Annotated in this window: 18 protein-coding genes, 2 tRNA genes and 1 pseudogene; 10 read left to right on the forward strand and 11 right to left on the reverse strand. The window is 68.2% G+C overall.

The features are described from left to right. A pseudogene (locus tag C5B96_RS06780) lies at positions 1–672 on the reverse strand (secretion protein HlyD); the annotation flags it as partial. Positions 673–929: 257 nt separating this feature from the next. Here C5B96_RS06780 and valS point away from each other — a divergent pair. From valS to C5B96_RS06795, 3 genes are all read left to right on the forward strand, one after another. Next, on the forward strand, positions 930–3,590 hold the full coding sequence (valS, locus tag C5B96_RS06785) for a valine--tRNA ligase (protein WP_104244240.1): 2,661 nt from the start codon (positions 930–932) through the stop codon (positions 3,588–3,590). Beyond that, positions 3,587–4,093: a GNAT family N-acetyltransferase gene (locus tag C5B96_RS06790; protein ID WP_104244242.1), complete on the forward strand. Its 507-nt coding sequence runs from the start codon at positions 3,587–3,589 to the stop codon at positions 4,091–4,093. The genes valS and C5B96_RS06790 overlap by 4 nt, the downstream gene beginning before the upstream one ends. Before the next feature lie 61 nt (positions 4,094–4,154). Continuing rightward, positions 4,155–4,418: a hypothetical protein gene (locus C5B96_RS06795; RefSeq protein ID WP_233189045.1), complete on the forward strand. Its 264-nt coding sequence runs from the start codon at positions 4,155–4,157 to the stop codon at positions 4,416–4,418. Between the two features lie 157 nt (positions 4,419–4,575). Here the strand turns inward: C5B96_RS06795 and C5B96_RS06800 are convergent, their stop codons facing one another. The 6 genes from C5B96_RS06800 to C5B96_RS06825 all read right to left on the reverse strand — a co-directional run bounded on the left by C5B96_RS06800 (position 4,576) and on the right by C5B96_RS06825 (position 10,339). Beyond that, positions 4,576–5,742, reverse strand: a complete 1,167-nt coding sequence (locus C5B96_RS06800) for a benzoate/H(+) symporter BenE family transporter (protein ID WP_233189046.1) — start codon at positions 5,740–5,742, stop codon at positions 4,576–4,578. 134 nt (positions 5,743–5,876) lie between these two features. Continuing rightward, a complete protein-coding gene (gene clpX, locus C5B96_RS06805; RefSeq protein WP_104244292.1) occupies positions 5,877–7,157 on the reverse strand; it encodes an ATP-dependent Clp protease ATP-binding subunit ClpX in 1,281 nt (426 codons plus the stop codon). Positions 7,158–7,338: 181 nt separating this feature from the next. Beyond that, on the reverse strand, positions 7,339–8,019 hold the full coding sequence (locus C5B96_RS06810; protein WP_199176571.1) for an ATP-dependent Clp protease proteolytic subunit: 681 nt from the start codon (positions 8,017–8,019) through the stop codon (positions 7,339–7,341). 48 nt (positions 8,020–8,067) lie between these two features. Further along, positions 8,068–8,679, reverse strand: coding sequence for an ATP-dependent Clp protease proteolytic subunit (locus C5B96_RS06815; RefSeq protein WP_104244248.1), 612 nt, complete (start codon positions 8,677–8,679; stop codon positions 8,068–8,070). Between the two features lie 140 nt (positions 8,680–8,819). Then, positions 8,820–10,193: a trigger factor gene (gene tig / locus C5B96_RS06820; protein WP_104244250.1), complete on the reverse strand. Its 1,374-nt coding sequence runs from the start codon at positions 10,191–10,193 to the stop codon at positions 8,820–8,822. 72 nt (positions 10,194–10,265) lie between these two features. Further along, positions 10,266–10,339 (reverse strand) — tRNA-Pro (locus C5B96_RS06825). A gap of 79 nt (positions 10,340–10,418) precedes the next feature. Between C5B96_RS06825 and C5B96_RS06830 the strand changes: the two genes are divergently transcribed. The 4 genes from C5B96_RS06830 to C5B96_RS17960 all read left to right on the forward strand — a co-directional run bounded on the left by C5B96_RS06830 (position 10,419) and on the right by C5B96_RS17960 (position 12,237). Beyond that, positions 10,419–10,489: transfer RNA gene (locus tag C5B96_RS06830), tRNA-Gly, on the forward strand. 245 nt (positions 10,490–10,734) lie between these two features. Beyond that, on the forward strand, positions 10,735–11,223 hold the full coding sequence (locus C5B96_RS06835) for a Dps family protein (RefSeq protein WP_104244252.1): 489 nt from the start codon (positions 10,735–10,737) through the stop codon (positions 11,221–11,223). Between the two features lie 95 nt (positions 11,224–11,318). Continuing rightward, a complete protein-coding gene (locus C5B96_RS06840) occupies positions 11,319–12,062 on the forward strand; it encodes a hypothetical protein (RefSeq protein WP_146078105.1) in 744 nt (247 codons plus the stop codon). A 52-nt stretch (positions 12,063–12,114) separates the two neighbouring features. Then, positions 12,115–12,237, forward strand: coding sequence for a hypothetical protein (locus C5B96_RS17960; protein ID WP_255414703.1), 123 nt, complete (start codon positions 12,115–12,117; stop codon positions 12,235–12,237). Positions 12,238–12,345: 108 nt separating this feature from the next. On the opposite strand, the gene C5B96_RS06845 is transcribed toward C5B96_RS17960, so the two are convergent. The 4 genes from C5B96_RS06845 to C5B96_RS06860 are packed head-to-tail and all read right to left on the reverse strand — an operon-like array spanning position 12,346 to position 15,937. Then, the gene (locus C5B96_RS06845; protein WP_369826451.1) at positions 12,346–13,848 is read right to left on the reverse strand and encodes an amidohydrolase; all 1,503 of its coding nucleotides are present in this window, start codon (positions 13,846–13,848) and stop codon (positions 12,346–12,348) included. Beyond that, positions 13,845–14,468, reverse strand: coding sequence for an FMN-binding negative transcriptional regulator (locus C5B96_RS06850; protein ID WP_104244256.1), 624 nt, complete (start codon positions 14,466–14,468; stop codon positions 13,845–13,847). The genes C5B96_RS06845 and C5B96_RS06850 overlap by 4 nt, the downstream gene beginning before the upstream one ends. Next, positions 14,465–15,403, reverse strand: coding sequence for an Fpg/Nei family DNA glycosylase (locus C5B96_RS06855; RefSeq protein ID WP_104244258.1), 939 nt, complete (start codon positions 15,401–15,403; stop codon positions 14,465–14,467). The genes C5B96_RS06850 and C5B96_RS06855 overlap by 4 nt, the downstream gene beginning before the upstream one ends. Positions 15,404–15,412: 9 nt before the next feature. Further along, positions 15,413–15,937 carry a ribose-5-phosphate isomerase gene (locus C5B96_RS06860; RefSeq protein WP_104244260.1) on the reverse strand — a complete coding sequence of 175 codons (525 nt, stop codon included), beginning with the start codon at positions 15,935–15,937 and terminating at the stop codon, positions 15,413–15,415. A gap of 119 nt (positions 15,938–16,056) precedes the next feature. Here C5B96_RS06860 and pepN point away from each other — a divergent pair, with 119 nt between their 5' ends. The 3 genes from pepN to C5B96_RS06875 all read left to right on the forward strand — a co-directional run bounded on the left by pepN (position 16,057) and on the right by C5B96_RS06875 (position 20,195). After that, a complete protein-coding gene (gene pepN / locus C5B96_RS06865) occupies positions 16,057–18,600 on the forward strand; it encodes an aminopeptidase N (protein WP_104244262.1) in 2,544 nt (847 codons plus the stop codon). 120 nt (positions 18,601–18,720) lie between these two features. Continuing rightward, positions 18,721–19,725: a mechanosensitive ion channel family protein gene (locus C5B96_RS06870; protein ID WP_104244264.1), complete on the forward strand. Its 1,005-nt coding sequence runs from the start codon at positions 18,721–18,723 to the stop codon at positions 19,723–19,725. After that, positions 19,722–20,195 carry a globin gene (locus C5B96_RS06875; protein ID WP_369826452.1) on the forward strand — a complete coding sequence of 158 codons (474 nt, stop codon included), beginning with the start codon at positions 19,722–19,724 and terminating at the stop codon, positions 20,193–20,195. Before C5B96_RS06870 ends, C5B96_RS06875 begins: the two co-directional genes overlap by 4 nt. Positions 20,196–20,253: the final 58 nt, after the last annotated feature.

Raw genomic sequence — 20,253 nt, forward strand, 5'->3', positions numbered from 1 at the left:
ACCGAGGCGAAGGTGGCGATCACCGTCGGCCCCCGCCAGCGGCGACGAGATCACCAGCCCGGTGCACGTGAACGGCGCCGGGCCGCCGGTGATCGCCACCTTCGCCTCGGTCGGCTGGCTGACCAGCCGGTATTGGTCCGCCGCGTTCAGCGAGCCGGTGACCGAGAAGCTCGGCGGGGCGATCTGCCCCGCCACGTCGCCGACCGCCATCGTCTGCCCCGCGAGCACCGGCAGCGAGCTCACGATGCCGGCGATCGGCGCCGTCACGTCGACGTAGGTCACGAGGGGTTTCCGCGCGGTCTGGATGATCGACCCGTCGGGCCCCGTCGACTCCACCGGGTCGCGCTCGGTCTCGACCCTGATGTCGAAGATGGTGTCGCCGACGGCCACCGTCGCGCCCACCGCCACCTGCACCTCGTCGACCGTGCCGATCGCGGTCGCGCGGATCGGGGCGGCTGGGTCTGCGCTGACCGTCGCCTTCAGCGTGACGTCGTTCGAGATCGTGCCGGCCGTCACGACCGCCTGCGGCTCGGTCAGCTGGCCCGTCGGCACGGCAGGGTCGGCCACCGTCGCCGCATCGGGGAAGAACGCCAGTTTGCAGAGCGCGACGGCGATCACCACCACGACGGCGAGACGGATGATCGGAAAGATCCATGTGCGGAAAAGACCCACGGTGGCACCTTCGTGTCGGCCCGGCAGTGCGGGCGGCGTACAGAGCGCCGTTGTTCCCCCACGGTCGCACCCCGAGTCTAGAGAGGGCTCGGCGGCGGCCGGATCGTCCGATCGGATGAGATCGCGGCATCCACCCAGCACGGGTGACGAGCACGTCGACGGAAGGTCGCGGCATCCACCGACCGGCTTGATAAAGTGGTGCGACGACAAACAGGCACCCCAGACTCGGTGCCGCCCATAGTGCCTGGAGGGCCACCATGACCGCGAACATCCCTGCGAAACCCGCGCTGGAAGGCCTCGAAGGCAAGTGGGACGAGTTGTGGAGCGAACGCGGCACCTACCGCTTCGACCGCGCGCTGACCACCCGTGAGAACGTCTACTCGATCGACACGCCGCCGCCGACCGCGAGCGGGTCGCTGCACATCGGGCACGTCTTCTCGTACACGCACACCGATGTGATCGCGCGCTTCCAGCGCATGCGCGGCAAGAGCGTCTTCTACCCGATCGGGTGGGACGACAACGGCCTCCCCACCGAGCGCCGCGTGCAGAACTACTACGGCGTGCGGTGCGACCCGACGCTGCCGTACTCCCCCGACTTCGTGCCGCCCTACGAGGGCGGCGACAACAAGAGCGGCAAAGCGGCCGACCAGAAGCCGATCAGCCGGCGCAACTTCATCGAGCTCTGCGAGCGCCTGACCGTCGAAGACGAGAAGCAGTTCGAGGCGCTCTGGCACCGGCTCGGCCTGTCTGTCGACTGGTCGCAGACCTACCGCACCATCGCCGACTCGTCGATGCGGGCGAGCCAGCTGGCGTTCGTTCGCAACGTCGCGCGCGGCGAGGCCTACCAGGCGCAGGCGCCGACCCTGTGGGATGTCACCTTCCGCACCGCCGTGGCCCAGGCCGAGCTCGAAGACAAGGACCAGCCGGGCGCCTACCACCGCATCGCGTTCCACCCGGAGAACGTCGAGAATGCGGAGAACGCTGAGAATGCCGACAGCACGATCAGCGGCGACGGCGACATCTTCATCGAGACCACCCGCCCCGAGCTGCTCGCCGCCTGCGTCGCGCTGGTCGCGCACCCCGACGACGAGCGCTTCAAGCCGCTCTTCGGCACGACCGTCACCACCCCGCTGTTCGGCGTCTCCGTCCCGATCGTCGCCCACCACCTCGCCCAGCCCGACAAGGGCGCCGGCATCGCGATGATCTGCACCTTCGGCGACCTGACCGACGTGATCTGGTGGCGTGATCTCTCCCTGCCGAACCGCGCCATCATCGGGTTCGACGGGCGCATCATCAGTGAGGCTCCGGATGTCATCACCAGCGAGAGCGGGCTCGCCGCATACGCGCAGATCGCCGGCAAGACGGTGTTCTCGGCCAAGCAGGCCGTGGTCGACATGCTGCGCGAATCAGGCGAGCTGATCGGTGACCCGAAGCCGATCATCCACCCGGTCAAATTCTTCGAGAAGGGCGACAAGCCGCTCGAGATCGTGTCGACTCGGCAGTGGTACATCCGCAACGGAGCGCGCGATGAGGAGCTGCGGCAGCGCCTGCTCGACATGGGCGACGAGGTCGACTGGCACCCCGGCTTCATGAAGGTGCGCTACGACAACTGGGTCAACGGGCTCACCGGCGACTGGCTGATCTCGCGCCAGCGCTTCTTCGGCGTGCCCATCCCCGTCTGGTACCCGCTCGACGGCGACGGCAACCCCCTCTTCGACCAGCCTCTGGTCGCCGACGAGGCCTCGCTGCCGGTGGACCCGTCGACGGATGCCGCACCCGGCTTCGACGAGAGCGCGCGCAACCAGCCGGGCGGCTTCGTCGGCGAACTCGACGTGATGGACACTTGGGCGACCTCGTCGCTCACCCCGCAGCTCGCGGGTGGCTGGGAACGGGACCCCGAGCTCTGGGAGCTCGTCGCACCGTTCGACCTGCGCCCCCAGGGGCAGGACATCATCCGCACCTGGCTGTTCTCGACCATGCTGCGCTCGGCGCTCGAAGACGGCCGCACGCCGTGGAAGCACGCTGCGCTCAGCGGTTTCATCGTCGACCCCGACCGCAAGAAGATGTCGAAGTCGAAGGGCAACGTCGTCACCCCGGCCGATGTGCTCGAGACGCACGGGTCAGATGCGGTGCGGTACTGGGCGGCCTCGAGCCGGCTCGGCACCGACGCCGCCTTCGATCCGCAGAACCCGACGCAGATCAAGATCGGGCGCCGGCTCGCGATCAAGGTGCTGAACGCGGCGAAGTTCGTCTACGGGTTCGAGCTGCCCGAGGGGTCGTTCGGTGTGACGCATCCGCTCGACCTCTCGATGCTCACCCAGCTCGACGAGGTGGTCGCCGCCGCCACCAGCGCCTTCGAGAGCTACGACCACGCCCGCGCGCTCGAGGTCACCGAGACCTTCTTCTGGACGTTCTGTGACGACTACCTCGAGCTCGTCAAGGAGCGCGCCTACAGCGAGGCCTCCGACGCCGCCGCCAAGGCATCGGCGGTGCTGGCGCTGCAGTCCGCGATCGATGTTCTGCTGCGGCTGCTCGCCCCGTTCATCCCGTTCGCGACGGAGGAGGTCTGGTCGTGGACGCACGACTCCTCCATCCACGGGGCGGCCTGGCCGACCGGCGTGGGCGCCGTCTTCGCTCCGGATGCCGCACCCGCCCTGCCCGCGCACGGCACGCTGCTCGGGCTCGCCGGGCAGGCGCTGGTGGGCATCCGCCGCGCGAAGACCGACGCCAAGGCCTCGCAGAAGACGCCGGTGGCCGTCGCCACGATCACCGGGCCGCCCGAGATACTCGCCGAGCTGGAGCTGGCGTCGGGAGACCTGAAGCAGGTCGGGCGCATCGAGACGCTGAACTTCGTCGAGGGGCTGGAGCTCGCGGTGAGCGAGATCGAGCTGGCGGCGCCGGAGGGTGACGCGGCGTGAGCGATCCTGTCGCGCCTGTCGCGTCTGGTGCGCCGGTCGCGTCTGGTGCGCCGGTCGCCGTGACCGTCCGCCCCGTCGCGCCCGGCGACCACGAGGAGTGGCAGGCCCTCTACGTCGGCTACGGCGAGTTCTACCACTCGCCGACCGCCGGCGATATCGCTACGCGCGTCTGGGGCTGGCTGCTCGACCCGACGCACGAGACCGAGGGGTTCGTCGCGGTCGACGCGTCGTCGGGCCGGCTCCTCGGGCTGGCGCACGTGCGCGAGTTCGCGCGCCCCCTCGCCGGGGCCCGCGGGCTCTACCTCGACGACCTGTTCGTGGCTCCGGATGCCCGGGGTCGCGGTGTCGCGACGGCCCTGCTGGGCTCGGTCCGGTCTCTTGCCGCGGCGCGCGGGCTCGACGTCGTGCGCTGGATAACGGCATCCGACAACACCACAGCCCAGCGCGTCTATGACAAGCTTGCCGACAAGACCCACTGGGTCACCTACAACATCACGGTCTGACCCTGTTCGTTTCTCGCTTCTCGTTTCTGTACTTCTCGTTTCTCGCTTTGGAGCTGTTGACATGATTTCCGTCGGAACCCGCTGGTCGAGCGGCGACGAACCGCCCACCCGCCTCCCCCAGGCTGTCATCGACGCCGTGCTCGACACCGAGGGCGAGCTCGCCGAGCAGAACGTCGACACCTCGATGTGGTACTGGACGCTGACCTGGCTCGAGGGCCGCCCCGTCGTCGAGTTCGACGACGGCACCCGCATCGACTACGACCCCGACACCGACGAGGCCACCGTCTCCCAGTCCGACGACTTCCCCGCCGACGACGCCGACTGACCCGCCGCGCCCCGCCCCTGCCAGCCTCGCCGCCCCGGCCCCGTTGCCGCCTTTGCAGACGCGAGGTGGTCACTTCCGGGCGAGACGGACTGGTGTGCCTGACCGTCTCGCCCGCAACTGACGGTCTCGCGAGAACTTCTGACCCGCTGCGCGCGGGTTACGGGCGAGGGCGGCGGGGGCCGGGAAGGCCCGCGACGAGCAGGAGGAGGCCGCCGGTGAGGAGGCCCCAGAAGGCGCTGCCGACACCGGCGACCACGATGCCGGAGGCGGTGACGAGGAAGGTGGCGACCGCCGGGATGCGCTGCGTGGCGTCCTCGAGCGACGACGTGATGGCGCCGACGAGGGCGCCGAGCAGCGCGAGCCCGGCGACGGCGGTGATGAGGATGGGCGGCGACGCCGAGATGAGGGCGACCGCGAAGCCCGCCCCGAGCCCGAACGCGATGTAGACGAAGCCCGAGGCGAAGGTCGCGACCCAGCGACGCGAGCGGTCGGGATGCGAGTCGGGGCCGGCCATGATCGCCGCCGTGATCGCCGCGAGGTTGACCGCGTGGCCGCCGAACAGGGCTCCGACGGCGGTCGCCGCGCCCGACGCCACGAGCACCGGCCGGGGCGGAACCTCGTAGCCGAACGTCGACATGACCACGAAACCGGGTACGTTCTGCCCGGCCATCGTGACGATGAACAGCGGCAGCCCGAGGCTGACGATCACGAATGCGTCGAACGTCGGCGGCACGAACACGAACGCCGGAACGAGGGAGGTCGAGGCAGCCGAGAGCCAGCCGGTTCCCGCCGATACGCCGATCCCGATCGCGGCGACCAGCATCGCTGCGGGCACGGCCCACCGCGGGGCCAGCCGGAAGAGCACGAGCCACACCACCACGACGGGCACGGCCAACGCCGGGATCTGCGTCACCGCGAGCACCGGCGCGAGGCAGATCGGGAACAGGATGCCCGCCAGCATCGCACTCGCGATCGACTTCGGTATGCGGGTGATCGCCCGGCCGAGCGCGGGCCAGAGCCCGCACAGCACGATGAGCAGCCCGCACACGACGAACGCACCCACCGCAGCAGAGAAGTTGTTCGTCGTCGCGCTGGCCGCGATCAGCAGCGCAGCCCCGGGCGTCGACCAGGCGAACGAGATCGGCATGCGGAACACCCGCGCGAGCACGATGCAGAGAATCGCGACCGCGAAACACAGCGCCAGCAGGCCCGACGATGCTTCGGCATCGGATGCGCCCACGGCGTGCAGACCCGCGATCACGAGAGCGAACGAGCTCGCGAAACCGGTGATCCCCGCAACGATGCCGGCGGCGAGCGGCTGCACGATCGACGAAGGCTTCGCGGGTTCGCCGGAGGCCGTGCCGTCGTCGGGGATGCGCTCGGGAATGGTCGTCTCCGGGTCAGGCGATCAGGTCATCCACGCCGCTGGGGCGGAGGAGTCGAAGGGGTGACGCGCCGCTACGCCGACTTCTCGACGCGGCGCGGGGTCTCGCGCGGCACGATCGTCGGGGCGGCGTTCGAGATGACGGCCTCCCTCGTGATGATGACCTTGCCGACCTCGTCGGTCGAGGGCACCTCGAACATGACCGGGCCGAGCACCTCCTCCATGATGGCGCGGAGGCCGCGGGCGCCGGTCTTGCGGAGCACCGCGAGGTCGGCGATCGCCTCGAGGGCGTCTTTCTCGAAGTCGAGCTCGACACCGTCGATCTCGAACATGCGCTGGTACTGGCGCACGAGCGCGTTCCGCGGAACGGTGAGGATCTGCATGAGCGCGACCTGGTCGAGCGGCGTCACCGTGGTGACGACGGGAAGGCGGCCGATGAACTCGGGGATGAGCCCGAACTTGTGCAGGTCTTCGGGCAGCACTTCGCTGAAGAGGTTGATGTCATCGCGCTTGGAGTGCAGCGGTGCGTTGAACCCGATCCCGCGCTTTCCACTCCGCTCGGCGACGATCTCCTCGAGACCGGCGAAGGCACCCGCCACGATGAACAGCACGTTGGTGGTGTCGATCTGGATGAACTCCTGGTGCGGATGCTTGCGCCCGCCCTGCGGCGGCACCGAGGCGACCGTGCCTTCGAGGATCTTCAGCAGCGCCTGCTGCACACCCTCACCGGAGACGTCGCGGGTGATCGACGGGTTCTCAGCCTTGCGCGCGATCTTGTCGATCTCGTCGATGTAGATGATGCCGGTCTCGGCCTTCTTCACATCGAAGTCGGCGGCCTGCAGGAGCTTCAGCAGGATGTTCTCCACGTCTTCACCGACGTAGCCCGCTTCGGTGAGGGCCGTGGCATCCGCGACGGCGAACGGCACGTTCAGCTGCTTCGCGAGCGTCTGGGCGAGGTACGTCTTGCCGCAGCCCGTGGGGCCGATCAGCAGGATGTTGCTCTTGGCGAGCTCGACCTCGTTCGATACAGCGTCTGCCGAGGTGAGGGTGTTCTTCGAACGCACCCGCTTGTAATGGTTGTACACCGCGACCGCGAGCGACTTCTTCGCCTGCTCCTGGCCGATCACGTACTCTTCGAGGAAGGCGAAGATCTCTTTCGGCTTCGGCAGTTCGAACTCGCTGGAGGCTTCTTCGCCCGTCTCAGAGAGGCGTTCTTCGATGATCTCGTTGCACAGTTCGACGCACTCGTCGCAGATGTAGACACCGGGGCCGGCGATGAGCTGTTGCACCTGCTTCTGGCTCTTGCCACAGAACGAACACTTGAGCAGGTCGGCGCTCTCCCCGATGCGTGCCATGTTCATCCTCCTCGTATGACCTGATTAGAGCCTAACCCGTGCCGCCGACACCGGCGGCCATTGAGGGGGCGAAAGGCCCCGGGGCATCCTGAGCCCGAGCGGCGCCGGCCACGGCATCCGGAGACAGCGAAAGGCACCCGGGATTCGAGAACCCGGGTGCCTTTCGACAGGTGAAGCAGCCTTATTTGACGAGCGCAGGCAGGTTCTTGCGCGACGACAGAACCTGGTCGATGATGCCGTACTCGACGGCGTCGGCGGCGCTCAGGATGTTGTCGCGGTCGATGTCCTTGTTGACCTGCTCGGGCGTGCGGTTCGAGTGGGTCGCGAGCGTCTCCTCGAGCCAGGTGCGCATGCGGAGGATCTCCCGCGCCTGGATCTCGATGTCGGAGGCCTGGCCGCCACCCTGGCCACCGGCGGAGGGCTGGTGGATGAGGATGCGCGCGTTCGGCAGCGCGAGGCGCTTGCCGGGCGTGCCGGCCGCGAGGATTACAGCGGCAGCGGAAGCGGCCTGGCCGAGGCAGACCGTCTGGATGTTCGGCTTGACGTACTGCATGGTGTCGTAGATCGCCGTCATCGCGGTGAAGGAGCCACCGGGCGAGTTGATGTACATCTCGATGTCGCGGTCAGGGTCCTGGCTCTCGAGCACGAGGAGCTGGGCCATCACGTCGTCAGCCGAGGCGTCGTCGATCTGCACACCGAGGAAGATGATGCGGTCTTCGAACAGCTTGGCGTACGGATCCTGGCGCTTGTAGCCGTAGGCCGTGCGCTCTTCGAAGGTGGGGAGGATGTAGCGGTCGGAAGGGCTCGTGCCGTTCCCGTAGGGCGAAGCGGTCGGCATTCCGCCGAACATGGGGGTTTGCATAGTTGTCTCTGTTCTTGGGTTCGAGGCTCTGTGGTTCGAGGTGTGCGACTAGTTGTTTTCGGAGGGCACGTCGTCGGCGACCTCGGTGCCGCCACCACCGGCGACGTCGGAGGAGAACTCACGCACGTAGTCGACGAAGCCGTACTCGAGGGCCTCCTGCGCGGTGAACCAGTTGTCGCGGTCACCGTCGATCATGACCTGCTCAGCCGTCTTGCCGGTCTGCTCGGCCGTCAGCTCAGCCATGCGCTTCTTCATGTCGAGGATGAGGAGCGCCTGGGTCTGGATGTCGGCGGACGTACCGCCGAAGCCACCCGACGGCTGGTGCAGCAGAACGCGCGCGTTCGGCGTGATGTAGCGCTTGCCCTTGGTGCCCGAGGAGAGCAGGAACTGGCCCATCGAGGCCGCCATGCCGATGCCCACCGTGACGATGTCGTTGGTGACGAACTTCATCGTGTCGTAGATGGCCATGCCTGCGGTGATCGATCCGCCGGGCGAGTTGATGTAGAGGTAGATGTCGCGGTCGGGATCTTCGGCTGCGAGAAGCAGGATCTTGGCGCAGATCTCGTTGGCCATGTCGTCACGGACTTCAGTGCCGAGCCAGATGATCCGGTCTTTCAGAAGACGTTCGAAAACGCTGTTTGGCATCGCCATATCGGCCATGTGTGTCGCTCCCATTCACTTGCGGTACTTCGAATGTAGTGGAGCCGCTCGGCCGTATCGCCTCTGTTCGCTGGGGGCAGACTCAGGGCACGAAAAAGGGCCCCACGGATGATCGTGGGGCCCTGATTCGTTTGCAGAACCTAGTGGGAGTGACCCTCGTGGTCGCCGTGGTCGTGACCCTCGTGGTCGTCTCCGGCATCAGCGCCGTCGACGGCGACGAAGGGCTCGTCGGCGTCACGCGAGATGGTGGTGAACTCCGAGACGTCGACCGCCTTGCCCTCGGTGTCGGTGACGACAGCCTTGTCGAGAACGATCGCGAGCGCCTTGTTGCGGGCGACCTCGCCGACCATCGCCGGGATCTGGCCGTTCTGGTCGAGAACCTGAACGAACTCCTGCGGCTCCATGCCGTACTGGGCGGCGCTCTGCACGAGGTACTGGGTCAGTTCGTCCTGGCTGACCTTGACCTCTTCCTTCTCGGCGATGACGTCGAGGAGGATCTGGGTCTTGAAGGTCGAGGTGCTCGACTCGGTGACCTCGGCGCGGTGCTCGTCGTCTTCGAGGCGGCTCTCGTTCTCGAGGTGACGGTGCACCTCGTCTTCGATCAGCTTCGGCGGAACCGGAACCTCGACCAGCTCGAGCAGCGCTTCGAGGGTCTTGGTGCGGGCATCCGTCACCTGCGTGAACGACTTCTGGCGCTCGACCTGGGTCTTCAGGTCGGCCTTCAGCTCGTCGATCGTGTCGAACTCGCTCGAGATCTGGGCGAAGTCGTCGTCGGCCTCGGGCAGCTCGCGCTCCTTGACCGAGTTCACGGTCACGGTGACGAGAGCGTCTTTGCCGGCGAACTCGCCGCCGAGCAGGGGCGCCTCGAAGGATGTGGTCTCGCCCGCGGTCAGCGAGTCGATGACACCGTCGAGGCCCTCGAGCAGCTCGCCCGAGCCGACCTCGTAGGAGATGCCGGTCGCGTTGTCGACCTCGGCGCCGTCGATGGTCGCGATGAGGTCGATCTGGGCGAAGTCGCCGGTCTTGATCGGGCGATCGACCGTGATGAGGGTTCCGAAGCGGCTGCGCAGCTTCTCGAGCTCGGCGTCGACCTCTTCGTTACTTACGGCGATGGGGTCGACCGTCACGGCGAGGCCGTTGTAGTCAGGGAGATCGAGTTCGGGACGAACATCCACCTCGATGGCCAGCTGCAGGTCACCGGTGAAGTCCTTGTTGCTCGGCCATTCGACGATGTCGGCCTCGGGGCGGCCCAGCGGGCGCAGCTCCTTCTCGGTGATCGCGGCGCGGTAGAAACCGTCGAGCCCGTCGTTGACCGCGTGCTCGAGAACGGCGTCTTTGCCGACGCGCTGGTCGATCAGGGGCGGCGGAACCTTGCCCTTGCGGAAACCGGGGATGTTGACCTGCTCGGCGATGTGGCTGTAGGCGTGGTCGATGCTGGGCTTCAGCTCTTCGGGCGTCACGAAAATCTCGAGCTTGACGCGGGTGGGGCTGAGCTGTTCTACCGTGGTCTTCACGTGAAAAATCTCCTGTGGTCTGAAACGGGTGATCGTACTGCTGCTGGATCGGTACTGCTGCTGCGGGTCGTGTCGGGGCGACAGGATTCGAACCTGCGACCTCTCGGTCCCAAACCGAGCGCTCTACCAAGCTGAGCTACGCCCCGGGAAATAACCTCGGCAAGTCTAGTGCACCGATCACGGGGCAAACCTGTACTACGCTGTTCGAGTGCCGTTGCGGCGCGCGGGGATGTAGCTCAATGGTAGAGCCTCAGTCTTCCAAACTGATGACGCCAGTTCGATCCTGGTCATCCCCTCTCCGTTGTCGGTCTTGCGAGTCCCTGCCTCGCAAGACGTGGCTGTTGGGCCTGTAGTGCGGGCCCGCCAAGACGACTCTCCCCGGCGCACATCTGCGCCCTCTGTCAGACCCTACTTCGGCGCGGAGTCAGGCAATGCTGCCCTTCGTTAGCCGAGCCTCAGCTTGCTTGCGGAACATTCCGGGCTGAGTAGCGTTGTGTCCACCAGCCCACCCGATGGGCGAAAACTTCAGAAAGGAGACGCCATGTCCGACGTCGTCACCACCATCAAGAGCTCCTCGAACCCGGATGTCGCGGCCGCCGCGGCCCAGTTCCTCAGCCAGATCGTCATCGACTCGCAGGCGCTGGTCATCAACGGCAAGCAGGCCCACTGGCACGTGCGCGGAGCGAACTTCATCGCCGTGCACGAGCTGATCGACGAGGTCGTCGAGCGCGCCGAAGACTACGCCGACACCGCCGCGGAGCGTGTCGTCGCCCTCGGCCTGCCGATCGACGCACGCATTCAGACCGTCGCCGCCAAGACCACGTTGCCCGAGCTGCCCGCCGGCTTCCAGCCCGCCGAGGTCATGGTCGCCGCCCTCGTCTCGTCGATCGACGCGCTCATGGTGAGCGTCAACACGGCGATCACCGAGCTCGGTGCCATCGACGCGGCGAGCCAGGATGTGGCGATCGAGATCGCCCGCGCACTCGAGAAGGACCGCTGGTTCCTCTTCGCGCACATCGCGACCGTCTAGGCGCCTCGCGCTCGACCCACCGAAAGGGCCTCCCGCCAGGGGGCCCTTTCCTCGTTCCCGGGTGGATATCGGTGGTAACTGATATTGTCTCAGTTATGATTCCTGTGCCCCAGCCCCGTCGCCCGTCTGCCACCGACGAGCCTCCGCCCGCCGCCGGGTTGGTTCCGGATGCCGGGCCTCCCCCAGCGGCGGCGACCCGTCGTGCGGCGCCGCGTGGCCCCGTCATCGCGGTTGTGACGGTCGTCGCACTACTCGTGCTCGCCGGGGTCGTGGCAGCTGTCGCCGTGGTGCTCGGAGCAGGTTTCGACCTCGTACTCATCGGCCTGATCGTCGCCTTCCTGCTGTTCGGCGCACTGGGGCTCGTGCTGCGCCTCCTCCCCGGGTCGCTCCCGTTCGTGCCAGCGGCGAGTCGACTGTTGAGCTTCGTGTCGCTCGCAGCCCTGGCCGGCTTGCTCTACCTGTACGCCTACCCGGCGATCACCCACAACACGACGTGGCCCGGCACATCATCGGCGCCACGACCCGGGGCGAGCCTCACCCGACAGGCGAGCGTCGTCTACACTCTGACCGGCAGCGGGGGTGCGGAGATCAGCGCGGAGTCTCCCCTGCCGAGTGGTGAGGTCGCGCCCGCGATGGTGGAGGCACTCCCCTACGAGCATTCGGCGTCGGTCACGGTGAACAGACGCACGCCGGGCCTGTTCACGCTGGTCGCCTCCAGCCTCGCCGCGGGTGACGACGGGCAGCTGGCGTGCACGATCACGGTCGACGGCGTCGTCGTCGCCCACGACGAAGCGTCGGGGGCGCACGCGACGGTCTTCTGCAGCGGGAAGCCCCAATGAGGCGGGCCCAGTGAGGCGGGCGCAGTGAGGCGGGCCCAGTGAGGCGGGCGCAGTGAGGCGGGTGAGCGCCGTCGCCATCATCGTCGGAGTCGGGATTCTGCTGGTCGCCGTCGGGGTGCTGGCGCTGATCCAGCGACTGCACCTCTACCCTGGGCTCGCGCGCATCTGGGGATGACCACTGGGCCGGCCGGCGGATCAGGCGAGGCCGGCGAGCGGGTCAGGCGAGCGCGGCGGGCGCGTCAGGCGAGCGCGGCGGGCGCGTCAGGCGAGCGCATCGGGCGGGTCAGGCGAGCGCAGCAGCCCAGGGGGCGAGGTGGGTGGGGCGCCCGGCGAGGAAGGTCGCCGAGACGGGCATGGTGCGGAGGGCATCGGGGTCGGCGGCGAGGGGGTCGAGGTCGGTCACCACGAGGTCGGCGGGCTGGCCCACACCGATGATCGCGGCGCCGTTGGCCGAGGCGGCGAGGGCGTCTGCGGCCGGGATGCGCTGCTCCGGGTGCCACGGGGCGCGGTGGTCGCGGCTGCGGCCGATGGCGGCCGCCATCGTCACCCACGGGTCGAGGGGTGCGACCGGCGCGTCAGACCCGAGCACGAGGGCCGCGCCGGATGCCCGGAGGCTCGCCAGCGCGAAAGCGCGGTCGGTTCGCCCGGCCCAGTAGTGGTCGGCGACGTCGCGGTCGTCCATAGCATGCTCGGGCTGCACGCTCGCCGTCACGCCGGCTGCCGCGAACCGGGCGAAGTCGGTCTCGCCCACCAGTTGGGCGTGCTCGATGCGTCCGCCGCAATCGAGGCGCTCGAAGGCAGCCAGCGCCAGCGCATTCGCGTGGTCGCCGATGGCGTGCACCGCCGGGGTGAGGCCGGCACCGCTGGCCCGTTCGAGCAGGGTGAGCAGATCATCCGGAGCCACCGTCAGCAGCCCGCGCGAGTTCGGCTCCCCCTCGAGGCCCGGGTACTCGTCGTAGCAGTAGGCGGTTCGCGTGTTCAACGAGCCGTCGGTGACGACCTTGAACGGACCGACGGTCAGCAGGCCCTGCGTGTTGGGGATGATGTCACCCGTGCGCAGGCGCGCCTCGATCGCACTGTCGAGGTGGCTCGGGTAGATGCCGAACGCGACGCGGAGGTCACGCTGGCCGGCCTCGATGCGCCGGCGCCAGACCGTGAGGTTGTCGGCCATCTCGAGGTCGACGATGCCCACGATGCCGCGGGATGCCGCCAGCCGTGCGGCTTCGGCGGCGAGCTCGTCGCCCTCGGCGTCGCTGAGGTCGTTGACGCGGATCGTCACGCGGAAGCAGTCGTCTTCGCGCAGGTAGCCGGTCGGGTGCTCGCCCAGCCCGAAGCGCTCGAGGGCCGCGGAGTTCAGCCAGCAGCTGTGCAGGTCGCCGCTGATCAGAATGACCTGGCGAGAGCCCGCGGCGGCGTCGAGCCGGGCGCGGTCGAGGCTGCCCTCCCACAGCCCGTCGCGCAGGCCGTAGCCGATGAGGGGGGTGGATGCCGCGGCAGCGCCGCCCGCGAGCGCGGCGACGTGCGCCAGCACCTCGTCGGCCGACCCGGTCACGGGGGCGAAGTCGTGGCGACGGCGCTGCGCGGCCCACAGCGTGAAGTGCACGTGGTTGTCCCACAGGCCGGGCACGAAGAAGCGCCCGTCGAGCGCGAGCACCCGCGAGGTGACGGGGGTCTGCACGATGCCGCTGGGCACGATGGCGTGGATGCGGCCGTCTGCCATCAGTACGTCGAACGTGCCGGCGTGGCCGGGCATCCGCCCACCCTGCAGGAAGATGTCGCCCGTCACAGCGGATGCACCCGGCGCATCTCGGCCGCGAGCTCCGGATTGGCGTAGTTCTCGCCGTCGGTGAGCTCGCGGATGATGCGTTCGACCGTCTCGGGCGGCCGGTTCTGGCTCAGCTTGAACTTCGACTCGATGCGGGTCGCGCGCAGCCGAAAACCGACCGTGCCCGCGCTGATGCGCGCCGCGTACTCGGCGTTCTCGAGGGTGCCGTTCATGCGGCGGGGCTCGGGCATGCGGTCTTCGAAGTGGTCGACGAGCGTGGCCAGAACGTCGAGGTTCTCGGCGTTCGACAGCAGTTCGGGCACGCCGTGCAGGTGCGCGACGACGAAGTTCCAGGTCGGCACCGCCGGGTCGGCGTCGTACCAGCCGGGCGAGATGTAGCCGTGTGGGCCCTGCACGATCACGAGCACCTCGTGCTGGCCGAGTTCGTGCAGCCGTTCATCCGGTCGCCCCACATGACTGAGCACGGCGATGCCGTCGGCCGTCTCGTCGAGCACCATGGGGTAGTGCGACGCGACGAGCCCGCGCGACGTGTTGCTGACCAGCGTGACCCACGGGTTCTCGCGGATCAGCCGGCGGATCTCGTCGTCTCCGGGCGCATCGAGTGCGGGGTTCTGCCTCACACCGCCACCGTGCGCGGTTTCTTCTGGTCTTTCGGGCACCAGTACAGCTTTCGGGCGCCCATCTCTTCGAGAAGGATGTTGGTTCCGCAGACCCGGCAGGGCAGACCCTCGCGTTTGTACACCCAGTACCGGTCGCTGCGGCTCGCGCGGGCCTTCTTCTCGTCTTCGGGCGACAGGTCGTCCATCGTCAGCATCATGCCGGTGCGGATGCCGATGTCGAGCAGGTAGACCCAGTCCTGCCAGAGGGCGCGCAGCCGCTTGACCGACACGTTCTTCCCCGGGGTGTGCGGGTCGAGGCGGGCGCGGAACAGCAGTTCGGCCCGGTAGACGTTGCCGATGCCGGCGACGACGGACTGGTCCATCAGCAGCAGCCCGATCGGCGTCGGCTTGGTGCGCACGCGCTTCACGAAACGGTCTTCGGATGCCCGGCTGGAGTCTTCGGCCGGGTCGGGGCCGAGCTTCTCGATCGCCACGGCGACCTGCGCGGAGTCGATCACCTCGCAGGCGGTGGGGCCGCGGAGGTCGGCGACGCTCTCTTCTGTCGCCAGGCGCACGCGCACCTGGCCGACGGGTTCGGGCGGAAAGACATCGAGGTCGGTGCTCTTCGCGGTCTCGCTCTCAGCCATGCGGAGCGCGCGCCGCAGTCGCGGGGCGCCCATGCTGCCGCGCGCATCCGATTCGTCGGTGATGGGCGAGACGATTCCGAAGAAGTCCCACGCGCCGTAGAGCCCGAGGTGGATGCGCAGCCACTTGTCGTTCTCGAACTCGAGGAACATCTGCTTGCCGATGGCGTGCGAACTGAGCAGCCGCAGCCCGTCGATCTCCGTGGCGCCCGCGGCGAAGCGGCCCTGCGGGGAGCTGACGGCGACGGTGTGGCCGACGAAGTCGCGCTCGAACTGCAGCGCGATGCGGTGGACGGAATGACCCTCGGGCATGGCGGGCGGCTACTCGGCCACGGGCGCGGACGAATCCGTGACCACGTCGGCCCCCACGTACCGCCCGGCGATCGCGCCCGACGCCTCGTACTCGGCGAGCTGCGCGATGCGGCGCACGTGGCGCTCCTCGTAGGAGAACGGCTCGGCGATGAAGGTGTCGATGAACGCCACCGCCTCGTCGACCGTGTGCTGGCGCGCGCCGATCGCGATGAGGTTCGCGTCGTTGTGCTGGCGCGCGAGCAGCGCGGTGGACTCGCTCCAGACGAGCGCGGCACGGGCGCCGGCCACCTTGTTCGCGGCGATCTGCTCACCGTTGCCCGAGCCGCCGAAGACGATGCCGAGGGCTTCGACCCCTGCCCTCTGGTCGGCGACCACCGCGAGCGCGGCGTTGATGCAGAACGAGGGGTAGTCGTCGATCGGGTCGTAGGTGGTCGGCCCGTGGTCGACGACCTCGTGCCCCGCGGCGCTCAGGTGCTCGAAGAGGTGCCGGCTGAAGTCGAGCCCCGCGTGGTCGGTGCCGAGGTGAATGCGCATTCCAGAAGTTTACAAGTCGCCGCCGACACCCGAGTGGCTAGGCTTGACGGGCAGTCGCGCGCCGCCCACGAGGCCGACGCCGCCGAAGACCCCCCCACGACCAGTACGGAGAACATCAGTTGCCTGGAGAAAACCTCACCCGCGATGAGGCCCGCGAGCGCGCCTCGCTCGTCTCGACGTCGAGCTACGACATCAGCCTCGATCTGACGACCGGGCCGGAGACGTTCCTCAGCACCACCACCGTGCGGTTCAGCGCCACCGAGGGCGCCTCGACGTTCATCGATGCGATCACGAAGACCGTGCACAGCGTCGTGCTGAACGGTGAGTCGCTCGATCCGGCCGCCGTCAGCGACGGCGTGCGCATCCAGCTCGACGGCCTGAAGGCCGAGAACGAGCTCACCGTCGTCAGCGACGCGCTCTACACGAACACCGGTGAGGGCCTGCACCGCTTCGTCGACCCTGTCGACGGCGAGGTCTACCTCTACAGCCAGTTCGAGGTGCCCGACTCCCGCCGCGTCTTCGCCGTGTTCGAGCAGCCCGACCTCAAGGCGACCTTCACCTTCACGGTGACCGCTCCGAGCGCCTGGCAGGTCGTGTCGAACTCCCCCACTCCCGAGCCGGTGCCGGCGGGCGAGGGCACCTCGACGTGGAGCTTCGAGCCGACCCCGATCCTCTCCTCGTATGTGACGGCGATCGTCGCGGGCCCCTACGTGGTCGTGCGCAGCGAACTCACCTCAAGCGATGGCCGCGTCATCCCGCTCGGCGTCTTCTCGCGGGCCTCCCTCTCGCAGTACATGGATGCCGACTACGTGTTCGAGAAGACCCGCCAGGGCTTCGAGTTCTACGAAGCCGCCTTCGACTACCCCTACCCGTTCGCCAAGTACGACCAGCTGTTCGTGCCCGAGTTCAATGCGGGCGCCATGGAGAACGCGGGCGCGATCACGTTCACCGAGGCCTATGTATTCAGGTCGAAGGTCACGGATGCCCAGCGGGAGCGCCGCGTGGTGACCATCCTGCACGAGCTCGCCCACATGTGGTTCGGCGACCTGGTGACGATGAAGTGGTGGAACGACCTCTGGCTGAACGAGTCGTTCGCCGAGTACGCGTCGACGCTGGCGACCGCTGAGGCGACCGAATGGAAGGGCGCGTGGGCCACCTTCGCGTCGACCGAGAAGAGCTGGGCCTACCGACAGGACCAGTTGCCCTCCACCCACCCGATCGTCGCGACCATCAACGACCTCGACGACGTGCAGGTGAACTTCGACGGCATCACCTACGCCAAGGGCGCCTCGGTGCTCAAGCAGCTCGTCGCGTGGGTCGGCCAGGACCAGTTCCTCGCCGGCGTCAGCCACTACTTCAAGAAGCACCAGTTCGGCAACACCGAGCTGGCCGACCTGCTGCTCGAACTCGAGCACACCAGCGGGCGCGACCTGTCGGAGTGGTCCAGCCTCTGGCTCGAGACGGCCGGCGTGAACACGCTGCGCCCGGTGATCGAGACGGATTCCGACGGCGTGATCACCTCGTTCGTCGTCGAGCAGACAGCGGTCGAGGCCTACCCGACCATCCGTCCGCACCGCCTGGCGATCGGGTTCTACAACCTGCACGAGGGTGCGCTCATCCGCAATCACCGGGTGGAACTGGATGTCGCGGGCCCCACGACCTCGGTCGACGAACTCATCGGGCTGACCCGGCCCGACCTCGTGCTGCTGAACGACGACGACCTGGCGTACGCGAAGATCCGCCTCGACGACCAGTCGCTGGCGACCGCGATCGCCCACCTCGCCGCGATCGAAGACGGGCTCGCCCGCTCGATCGTGTGGGGTTCGGTCTGGGATGCGACGCGCGACGCAGAGACCAAGCCGCGCGACTTCGTGCGGCTGGCGCTCGGCAACGTCGCGACCGAAGACGAGTCGACGACGCTGCGCACGGCCCTGAACCAGCTGGTGCAGACGGCGAACACCTATGTCGCCCCCGCCTTCCAGGAGGAGACGCTCGCCACGGCGGCCGACGAGCTGTGGGCGCTCGCCCGCAACGCGACCCCGGGCAGCGACGAACAGTTCCAGTTCGTCAAGTTCTTCGCTGCAGCCGCACGCACAGACGAGACGCTCGCGCACGTTCGTGGCCTGCTCGACGGGTCGGTCGTGCTCGACGGGCTGACCATCGACACCGACCTCACCTGGGACCTGCTGACCGCGTTGGTCGCAGCGGGCAGGGCCGGTGAGAGCGACATCGACGCGGCGCTGGCTGCCGACAACACGGCGTCGGGCGCCCAGTCGGCCGCAAGTGCCCGGGCGTCGATCCCGACCGCCGAGGCGAAGGCCGCAGCGTGGGCGTCACTGGTCGACAGCGACAGCGCCTCGAACCTGATCGTTCGCGCGACCACGGTCGGGTTCCAGCGCGCGTCTGACGACGCACTGCTGCAGCCGTACATCGCGAAGTACTTCGAGGTCGTCAAGACGCTCTGGGAGACGCGTACCTACCAGATCGCGGCGACGCTTATCACCGGGCTCTACCCGGCGGGCCTGGCGTCGGAGGAGCTCCGCGACGCGACCGTGGCATGGCTGGCGACCGACCCGGAGCCGGCCGCGCTCCGCCGCCTCGTGGTGGAGAACCTCGCGGGTGTGGAGCGGGCGCTGGCCGCGCAGGCGCGCGACGCCGAATGAGCGGAAGGCTGACGCGCTGACGCGCTGACGGTCTGACGCACTGACGCGCCGCCGAGCATCCGGAGCCCCCCAGACGAGACACAGAATCGCCTGGGGGGCTCTCGCTACGATTGAGGCCATATGAACGACTTCTTCACGAACCTCGCGGACTTCTACACGACCTACCAGCACCTGATCAACATCGTCTTCATCGTGCTCGGCGCGCTGATCATCCGCTGGATCCTGCTGAGATCGGTCGACCGCGTCGTGAAACGCATCGTCACCGGGGTCAAGAAGAAGCACGACGCCGAAGACACCCAGGCGATCATGGCCTCGCCCGTCGCCGCCGTGCGCGTCGTGCAGCGCACCCGCACCATGGGCAGCGTGCTGGCCAACTTCATCACCTGGGCCATCGTCGTGTTCGCGTTCATCATGATTCTCGGCGAGCTGCAGTTCCAGGTGACGGCGATCGTCGCCTCGGCCGGTGTGCTCGGCGCTGCCCTCGGTTTCGGCGCGCAGAACATCATCAAAGACATGCTGAACGGTCTCTTCATGGTGGTCGAAGACCAGCTCGGTGTGGGCGACGTAGTCGACCTCGGGCCGGCCACCGGGGTCGTCGAGGCCGTCGGAATCCGCGTCACGACCCTGCGCGACGTCAACGGAACGCTCTGGTTCGTGCGGAACGGTGAGATTCTGCGGGTCGGCAACATGTCGCAGGGCTGGGCGAGGGTCATCATCGACCTCGCGGTTCCCTACGACACCGACGTCGATGCGGTGCAGGCGAAGATGCTGCAGACGGCGACGGCGATGGCTGAGAGCCCGAAATGGCGGTCGCGGGTCATCGAGCGGCCCGAGATCTGGGGGCTCGAAAGCATCTCGGCCGAGGCGCTCGTCATCCGGCTGGTGGTGAAGACGCGTACGAATGTGAAGGACGACGTCGCCCGCGAGCTGCGGATGCTGTTGAAGAGGGCCCTTGACGAAATGAACGTGCACCTGCCGTCGTTGAACAGCATCGTGCTGACCGGTTTCGAGGGCGCGACCTCCGTCGCGGGGTCACGGCCTCCGCGCACGCGCCCGGTGCCGACAGCCGAGACCCCCGGGCCCGACGGGGCGCCGGAGACCCCACCGAGAGGACGCAGTCGATGAGTGAACCAACAGCCCTGCCCGGGCCGGGGATGCCGCTTCTGCCGGTGATTCCCACGGCGGGGGCCGCGGCATCCACCACCGACGAAGCGGCCGGTTCGACCTTCTACGAGCAGATCGGCGGGCGGCCGACGTTCGAGCGGCTCGTGCGCGAGTTCTACCGGGGAGTCGCCGACGACCCGGTGCTGGTCGCGATGTATCCCGAAGAAGACCTCGAGGGAGCGATCCAGCGCCTCACCGGGTTCCTCGAGCAGTACTGGGGCGGGCCGACCACGTACAGCCAGCAGCGGGGACACCCGCGGCTGCGGATGCGGCACAATCCGTTCAAGGTCAACCCGGATGCGCGGGACCGCTGGCTGCTACACATGCGGGCGGCGGTCGACTCGCTGCAGCTCGCGCCGCTGCAGGATGCGACGCTCTGCGACTACCTCGAGCGCGCGGCGCACGCGATGGTGAACACGTTCGAGGAGTGAGCCGCGCCTGGCTGGCGCTGGGCGCGGCTGGCGCTGGGCGTGGCTTGCGCTGGGCGTG

The sequence above is a fragment of the Subtercola sp. Z020 genome (assembly GCF_002931235.1).
In the GTDB taxonomy this organism is placed as follows: Bacteria; Actinomycetota; Actinomycetes; order Actinomycetales; family Microbacteriaceae; genus Subtercola.

What these genes read in the sequence shown, in the direction of transcription:
- valS (WP_104244240.1), top strand. Translation starts at nt 930, where the DNA reads ATGACCGCGAACATCCCTGCGAAACCCGCGCTGGAAGGCCTCGAAGGC.
- C5B96_RS06795 (WP_233189045.1), top strand. Translation starts at nt 4,155, where the DNA reads ATGATTTCCGTCGGAACCCGCTGGTCGAGCGGCGACGAACCGCCCACC.
- clpX (WP_104244292.1), bottom strand. Translation starts at nt 7,157, where the DNA reads ATGGCACGCATCGGGGAGAGCGCCGACCTGCTCAAGTGTTCGTTCTGT.
- C5B96_RS06810 (WP_199176571.1), bottom strand. Translation starts at nt 8,019, where the DNA reads ATGCAAACCCCCATGTTCGGCGGAATGCCGACCGCTTCGCCCTACGGG.
- C5B96_RS06815 (WP_104244248.1), bottom strand. Translation starts at nt 8,679, where the DNA reads ATGGCCGATATGGCGATGCCAAACAGCGTTTTCGAACGTCTTCTGAAA.
- C5B96_RS06835 (WP_104244252.1), top strand. Translation starts at nt 10,735, where the DNA reads ATGTCCGACGTCGTCACCACCATCAAGAGCTCCTCGAACCCGGATGTC.
- C5B96_RS06840 (WP_146078105.1), top strand. Translation starts at nt 11,319, where the DNA reads ATGATTCCTGTGCCCCAGCCCCGTCGCCCGTCTGCCACCGACGAGCCT.
- C5B96_RS06855 (WP_104244258.1), bottom strand. Translation starts at nt 15,403, where the DNA reads ATGCCCGAGGGTCATTCCGTCCACCGCATCGCGCTGCAGTTCGAGCGC.
- C5B96_RS06860 (WP_104244260.1), bottom strand. Translation starts at nt 15,937, where the DNA reads ATGCGCATTCACCTCGGCACCGACCACGCGGGGCTCGACTTCAGCCGG.
- C5B96_RS06870 (WP_104244264.1), top strand. Translation starts at nt 18,721, where the DNA reads ATGAACGACTTCTTCACGAACCTCGCGGACTTCTACACGACCTACCAG.
- C5B96_RS06875 (WP_369826452.1), top strand. Translation starts at nt 19,722, where the DNA reads ATGAGTGAACCAACAGCCCTGCCCGGGCCGGGGATGCCGCTTCTGCCG.